At 72.8% G+C, this 6,000-nt stretch carries 6 protein-coding genes; 2 read left to right on the top strand and 4 right to left on the bottom strand.

The window, feature by feature from the left end; genetic code table 11:
* Nucleotides 1–26: 26 nt before the first annotated feature.
* From DEI92_RS10135 to DEI92_RS10125, 3 genes are read right to left on the bottom strand one after another with little or no spacing between them, the layout of a single operon-like run.
* The gene (locus tag DEI92_RS10135; RefSeq protein ID WP_111013380.1) at nt 27–896 is read right to left on the bottom strand and encodes an ABC transporter permease; all 870 of its coding nucleotides are present in this window, start codon (nt 894–896) and stop codon (nt 27–29) included.
* The gene (locus DEI92_RS10130; protein ID WP_258368807.1) at nt 896–1,663 is read right to left on the bottom strand and encodes an ABC transporter ATP-binding protein; all 768 of its coding nucleotides are present in this window, start codon (nt 1,661–1,663) and stop codon (nt 896–898) included. Before DEI92_RS10130 ends, DEI92_RS10135 begins: the two co-directional genes overlap by 1 nt.
* Nucleotides 1,664–1,696: 33 nt before the next feature.
* Nucleotides 1,697–3,016 carry an amidohydrolase family protein gene (locus tag DEI92_RS10125; RefSeq protein ID WP_111013379.1) on the bottom strand — a complete coding sequence of 440 codons (1,320 nt, stop codon included), beginning with the start codon at nt 3,014–3,016 and terminating at the stop codon, nt 1,697–1,699.
* A 146-nt stretch (nt 3,017–3,162) separates the two neighbouring features.
* Between DEI92_RS10125 and DEI92_RS10120 the strand changes: the two genes are divergently transcribed.
* Entirely contained in the window at nt 3,163–3,792 is a 630-nt protein-coding gene (locus DEI92_RS10120) for a helix-turn-helix domain-containing protein (RefSeq protein ID WP_258370156.1), read from the top strand.
* Complete coding sequence (locus DEI92_RS10115; RefSeq protein ID WP_111013377.1) at nt 3,789–4,742, top strand: PDR/VanB family oxidoreductase; 954 nt, start codon at nt 3,789–3,791, stop codon at nt 4,740–4,742. The genes DEI92_RS10120 and DEI92_RS10115 overlap by 4 nt, the downstream gene beginning before the upstream one ends.
* Before the next feature lie 89 nt (nt 4,743–4,831).
* Here the strand turns inward: DEI92_RS10115 and DEI92_RS10110 are convergent, their stop codons facing one another.
* A complete protein-coding gene (locus DEI92_RS10110) occupies nt 4,832–5,968 on the bottom strand; it encodes a TDT family transporter (RefSeq protein WP_111013376.1) in 1,137 nt (378 codons plus the stop codon).
* Nucleotides 5,969–6,000: the final 32 nt, after the last annotated feature.

The raw sequence follows: 6,000 nt of genomic DNA, 5'->3' as shown, positions 1-6,000 counted from the left end.
GAGGGGGAGACGATGGGGGCGGGAACTCAGCCGAAGTCGTGCCAGCGGCCGACGGCGAGACGCCCGATGAGGCCGAAGACGAGGAACACGGCGACGCCGAAGAGCGAGGCGACGATGATCGTCGCGTAGAGCTCGGGGCCCATGAGCCGCGACGCGGTCACCTGGATGAGGACGCCGAGGCCCGGGTTGCCGCGCTGGAAGAACTGGTCGCCGACGATCGCGCCGATCACCGAGAGCCCGGCCGACGTCCGCAGTCCGACGAAGATCGACGGCAGGGCGGCGGGGATCTGCAGCTTGAGCAGCTGGGCGCCGCGGCCGGCCTGCTGGAGCCGGAACAGCTCGCGCGCCCCGCGGTCGGCCGACTGCAGACCGAACAGCGTGTTCGACACCATCGGGAACAGCGCGATCATCACCGTGACGATGACGCGGCTGGCGAACTCGTACCCGAACAGGGCACCGATCAGCGGGACGAGCGCCAGGATCGGCACGCACTGGAGCACGACGGCGTACGGGTACAGCGAGTTCTCGAGCCACTTCGCCTGCGCCATGAGCATCGCCCAGACGACGCCGATGACGATCGCGATCGCGAGCCCGGTCAGGGACACCAGGGCCGTCCGCGCGAGCGCCTGCCACAGCTGCCCGTCGAACCCGGAGGGCGTGCCGTCGGGACTCGTGTCCCAGACGATCGCCTTGGCGACGAGGTGCGGGTAGGGGACGAGGAATGCCAGGTTCTTCGCCTTGTCGTAGTACGTCGCGGCGAGGTACCAGAGGGCGATGAGGACGACGAACACGGCCACGGGTTGCCACCACATGACGGCGGGCCGTGTCCTGCTGCGTGTCTGGCGGGCGGCCGCCCGGGCGGTGCGGGTCTCGGCGACCTCCTGCAGCGTGACCATCAGCGGTGTCCTTCCCGGAGCGCGTGCGAGACCTCGCCGACGAGTTCGGCGAACTCGGGCGTGAAGCGGATGTCCGGGTCCCGTGGCATCGGGAACGGGACGTCGAAGCGTCGGACGACCGTGCCGGGACGGCCGGACATGACGATGACCTTCGTCGACAGGTAGACGGCCTCGGACACCGAGTGCGTGATGAACAGCCCGGCGAAGCGCTGTTCGACGAACAGGCGGAGCAGTTCGTCGTTGAGTCGCTCGCGCGTGATCTCGTCGAGCGCGCCGAAGGGCTCGTCGAACAGGAACAGCTCCGGGTCGAGGGTGAGCGACCGGGCGAGGGACACGCGCATCCGCATGCCGCCGGACAGCTGCTTCGGCAGGTTCGTCTCGAACCCGTTCAGTCCGACGAGGTCGATGGCCCGGCGCGCCTTCTCGGCGCGCTCGGCCTTGCCGACATGGCCGAGTTCCGCGAGCAGCTCGACGTTCCCCTGCACGGTGCGCCAGGGGAGCAGCGTGGCGTCCTGGAACACGTAGCCGATCCGGGAGGCCCCGACCGACGCCGTCCCGTCGGACGCGGTCTCGAGTCCGGAGGCGATCCGGAGGAGGGTCGACTTGCCGCAGCCGGACGGACCGACGACGGACACGAACTCGCCGCGGTCGACCGTCAGGTCGACGCCCTGGAGGGCGATGGTCCCGTTCGGGAACGTCATCTCGACGTTCCCGAAGTCGAGCAGCGTGTCCGTCGACGTGACGGGCGCGGGTGCGGTGGTGGTCACGGCTACCTCTTCGTTCTGGTGGATCGGGCTGGGTCAGGCGGTGGGTGCCGGGGTGGCGGTTGCGGGGGTGGTGTCGGCGGGAACGGTGTCGCCGGGGGCGGTCGGCGCGGGGATGGGCGCGGCGACGGAGCGGTGGACCTCGGTGACCGCGACGAGCCGGCCGTGCGCGACGACGAGCCGGTCCGCGGGGGCCTCGGCGACGGCCTCGATGAGGCTCGACGCGGCGATGGCCAGGAACTCGGCCCGCGCACCCGGCACCGCCCCGGCGGGCGGGAGGCCCATGACACTGCGGGCGCCGTCGCTGACGAGCCGGTACGCCTCCTCCGGCGTGAGGTGTCCCGCGGTCACGAGCAGCGAGGCGGTCTCGAGCGCGTCCGACCGCCCGACCGGGTTGAACGGGTCCCGCACGTTGTCCGCTCCGGCCGCCACCCGGACGCCGGCGTCGAGGAGCGCCCGGAGCGCCGTCAGACCGCGCGGCGTCGACACCGGGTGCTGCCAGCCCTGCAGGTACAGGTTCGTGATCGGGAGTGTGATGACGCCGAGGTCCGCGGCGAGCACGTCCTCGATCACCTCGGCGCGGCGCTGGGGCGACAGGGTGCCGAGACGCACGCAGTGTCCCGCCGAGTACTGCCGGTCCCGTGGCCAGTCCCGCACCGTCCGCGCGTAGCGGTCGAGCGTGACCGGCCCGTCGAGGCTCTCGTCGGCGTGCATGTCGACGCCGAGTCCGCGCCGCGCCGCGATCGCGAGGAGGCGGTCGAGATCGGCGTCCGGGTCGTCCGCGAGGTGCGGGGCACCGCCGACGAGGTCCACCCCGAGGTCGAGCACCGCTTCGACGTGCGCGTCCGGCGCGCGGTGACCGGCGAGTGCGACGAGCTCGATGTCCATGAGGCCGGCGAGTTCACGCCGCACCCGGAGCAGCGCTCGTGCGCCGCGGGTGGCCTGGTCGGTCGTGGCCGTTCCGTCGCCGCTGAGCACGTCGACGTGCGTGCGGACCGCGGTCGTGCCCGTGGCGAGCATCGCGAGGGCCTGGGTGCGGGCCCGGTCCGCGATGTCGTCGACGGTCATGTCCGCCGCGTGGGCGATCCAGGCGCCGATGGCCGAGCCGAGGTCACCGAGCGGGGGTCGGATCCGGTCGAAGCTCAGCGCCTTGTCGAGGTGCGCGTGGGGCTCCGCGGGGGCCGTGAGGAGCAGACGCCCCTCGAGGTCGAGGGTGGCGTCGGCGTCCGCCGTGAGCGTGCCGGCCGGGGCGACCTCGGACACCGTGCCGCCCTCGATCGCGATGTCGACACGGCGCCCGTCGGGCAGCAGTCCGTGGCGCAGGAGTGCCAGTGGCCGGGGCAGTGTCGCGCTCACGGGATCCCTCCGCTCGTGTGCCAAAATGTTGATCGCATCAACATCGCCGATGCTAGGGCGGCCACGTTTCCCGCGCGTTTCGCCCCCGTTGCCGCATGTAACGACCCGCGACGCCGCCCGGAGCGGCCAGCACGATGGAGGAGCCCGTGGTCACCACCGAGGTCGTCGACCCCGACGCCGCCGGCACGCGCGTCGTCGACGAGCAGGCCCGCCGGATCGGCCAGCACATCCGCGAACTCCGACGTGGCCGGTCCCTGACGCTCGTGCAGCTCGCCGACCGGAGCGGACTGTCGCACTCGTTCCTCAGCCAGCTCGAGCGCGGGCACACCCGAGCGAGCATGGTGTCGCTCGACCGCATCGCCGGCGCCCTCGGCACGAGCCAGGTCGCGCTGCTCGCCGCCGGTGACCCGCAGCTCCGCGAGCCCGACGACCCGCGCCCCGAGGTCGTCCGCGCCCACGAGGGTGCCCGGAGCCCGTTCGCCCTGGGATCGGCCCGCCTGCTCGTGCACGGCGGCAGCCACGCGTTCGAGCCCCTCGAGTGGATCGGCGCGGACACCGATCCCGGCGAGCACTACGAACACCACGAGGACGAGTTCCTCACCGTCGTGGCCGGGGCGGTGCTCCTCGACCTCGCCGGGGACGTGACGCGGCTCGGCGTCGGCGACTCCGCGTACTACCGCGGCGGCACGCCGCACCGATGGTGCAGCGCCGACGGCGAGCGGTTCCACCTCATCGTCGTCAAGCAGACGCCCGCGCCGACCGGAGGTGCCGCATGAGCGCGCAGGAGGCCCGCATCGCCGTCCGGGTCGCGGCCAGGACCGCGGTGGCCCGGGACGTCGTCACCCTCGACCTCGCTCCGGTGGACGCGGCACCGCTGCCCGCCTGGACCCCGGGGGCGCACGTCGACCTCGAGGTGCGCCCCGGGCTCGAGCGGCAGTACTCCCTCGTCGCCACGACCGCGGACGGGCACTGGCGCGTCGCCGTGCTCCGCGAGCAGGAGGGCCGCGGGGGGTCCGCCGCCGTGCACGACGTCCTCGTGCCCGGCGAGACCGTGGCCGTCCGCGGTCCGCGCAACCACTTCGCGTTCGACCCCGCGCGCCCGGCGGTGTTCGTGGCCGGCGGCATCGGGATCACGCCGATCCTGCCGATGATCGCCCTGGCCGAGGCCGACGGCACCCCGTGGACCCTGCACTACGCGGGACGGGACCGGGCGGGGATGGCGTTCGCGGGGGACCTCGCCGCCGCACACCCCGCCGAGGTCCGGCTCTACCCGGGCGACGAGGGCACCCGGCTCGACGTGCCGGGCCTGCTCGCGGGACCCTCGGACGCGGTCGTCTACGCGTGCGGGCCGCGGGCGCTCGTGGACGCGGTCGTGGCGGCCGGCGCCCACCGCGGCCCTGACGCCGTCCGGGTCGAGCGGTTCACGGCCGCCGACGATGCCACCGCACCGGGGGAGCCGTTCGAGGCGGAACTGGCGCTGTCGGGGATCACCGTCACCGTGCCTCCCGACCGGTCGCTGCTCGACGTCGTCGAGGACGCGGGCGTGCTCGTGCTGTCGTCGTGCCGCGAGGGCACGTGCGGCACCTGCGAGACCCCCGTGCTCGAGGGGGAGGTCGAGCACCGGGACACCGTGCTCAGCGCCGAGGAGCACGCCGAGGGGCGGACGATGATGATCTGCGTCTCGCGGGCACGCGGCGGCTGCCCGCGGCTCGTGCTCGACCTGTAGGGCCCATCGCTGCCGGAGAGCGCGCGCCGACGACGACTGCGCTGTCGCTGCTCGGCGCGCTCGTCGTCCGGGCGCGACTTCGACCGAGCTCAGGCTGGGGGTGACAGGAGCGCTCCGGTGACGACGGACGCGTGGAACGTCCGGACCGCGACGAGACACCATGCGGCGACGAGCCCGACGGCGTAGACCACGGCGAGCACGTCGACCGCGACCAGCCCGGAGTGGAGGGCGAGCCCGTTCAACCCGGTGGCGCACGTCCCGACCGGGAAGGTGAACGACCACCAGGTCAGGCCGAACGGCAGCCCTCGCCGGACGGCACGTGCCGTGACCAGGACGGCCAGAGTGGTCCACAGCAGCGCGAATCCGAGCATCGCGAAGCCGTACACCAACGCGAGGACGAGCAGCGCGTGCGCCATCCGCGCGCCCACTGCGGTCGGAGCGTTGCCCGCGAGCAGGTTCACGGCGGTGATCGACTGCCCCACCGGACCGAGCACGATCCAGAGCGTCGGAACCATGGAAGCAGGTCCCACGCCGTGCTCGCTGAGTCGGCCCCAGATGAGCCCGATGACCGCCAGGGACGCCACGAGGCTCATGCCGAAGCAGACGTAGCAGCCCCAGAGCAGCGTGATCCTGGCCTGGCCGTCCGGCGCGTGCGGCAGCAGCAGCGCTCCTGTGGACGCGGACACCATGGGCGGCACGATCGGCATGAGCCACCCACCGAACGCGGCCGCCGGTCCGTTCTCGTGGCGCGTGAACACGAGGTACGGGACCGCGACGGCACTGACGAGGCCCATCAGCGTGCCGAGCGACCAGAGGACCCAGTCCACGGTGACCGCGGCCGACAGCCCGACCCAGTCCCGACCGACGAGGAGCGCGCCGGCTCCGACGGTGAGGAACGCCATCGGCGGCGCGCCGTAGAAGTGCGCGATCACGGGATGCAGGTGGTGCTGCCTGGCGACGCCGCTGAATCGAGTCCAGTGCGCGACGGTCGCACAGACGAGTGCGACGAGCATCACCGCTGCGACCGCCCAGATCGCGGTCGCGAACAGGCGGAGGCCCGGGAACTGCAGTGGCAGCGTTGCCGCCGTCGTCGCGACGATGCCGGTGCCCATGATCGACGCGAACCAGTTCGGCGTGAGATTCGAGACGACCGAGTCGGACCTGTCGAGTTTCCGGAACATCATGCGGCGACGCGCTGTGGGTCGGGGAGTGGTGTCGGTGGTCATGCCTCCACCATCGCGTCGACAAGGAAGCCGCG

The sequence above is a fragment of the Curtobacterium sp. MCBD17_034 genome, from assembly GCF_003234515.1.
GTDB lineage: Bacteria > Actinomycetota > Actinomycetes > Actinomycetales > Microbacteriaceae > Curtobacterium.
The sequence above is the reverse complement of the archived record's forward strand: the minus strand, read 5'-3'. Positions and strand labels throughout refer to the sequence as shown.

What these genes read in the sequence shown, in the direction of transcription:
- DEI92_RS10135 (WP_111013380.1), bottom strand. Translation starts at nt 896, where the DNA reads ATGGTCACGCTGCAGGAGGTCGCCGAGACCCGCACCGCCCGGGCGGCC.
- DEI92_RS10115 (WP_111013377.1), top strand. Translation starts at nt 3,789, where the DNA reads ATGAGCGCGCAGGAGGCCCGCATCGCCGTCCGGGTCGCGGCCAGGACC.
- DEI92_RS10110 (WP_111013376.1), bottom strand. Translation starts at nt 5,968, where the DNA reads ATGACCACCGACACCACTCCCCGACCCACAGCGCGTCGCCGCATGATG.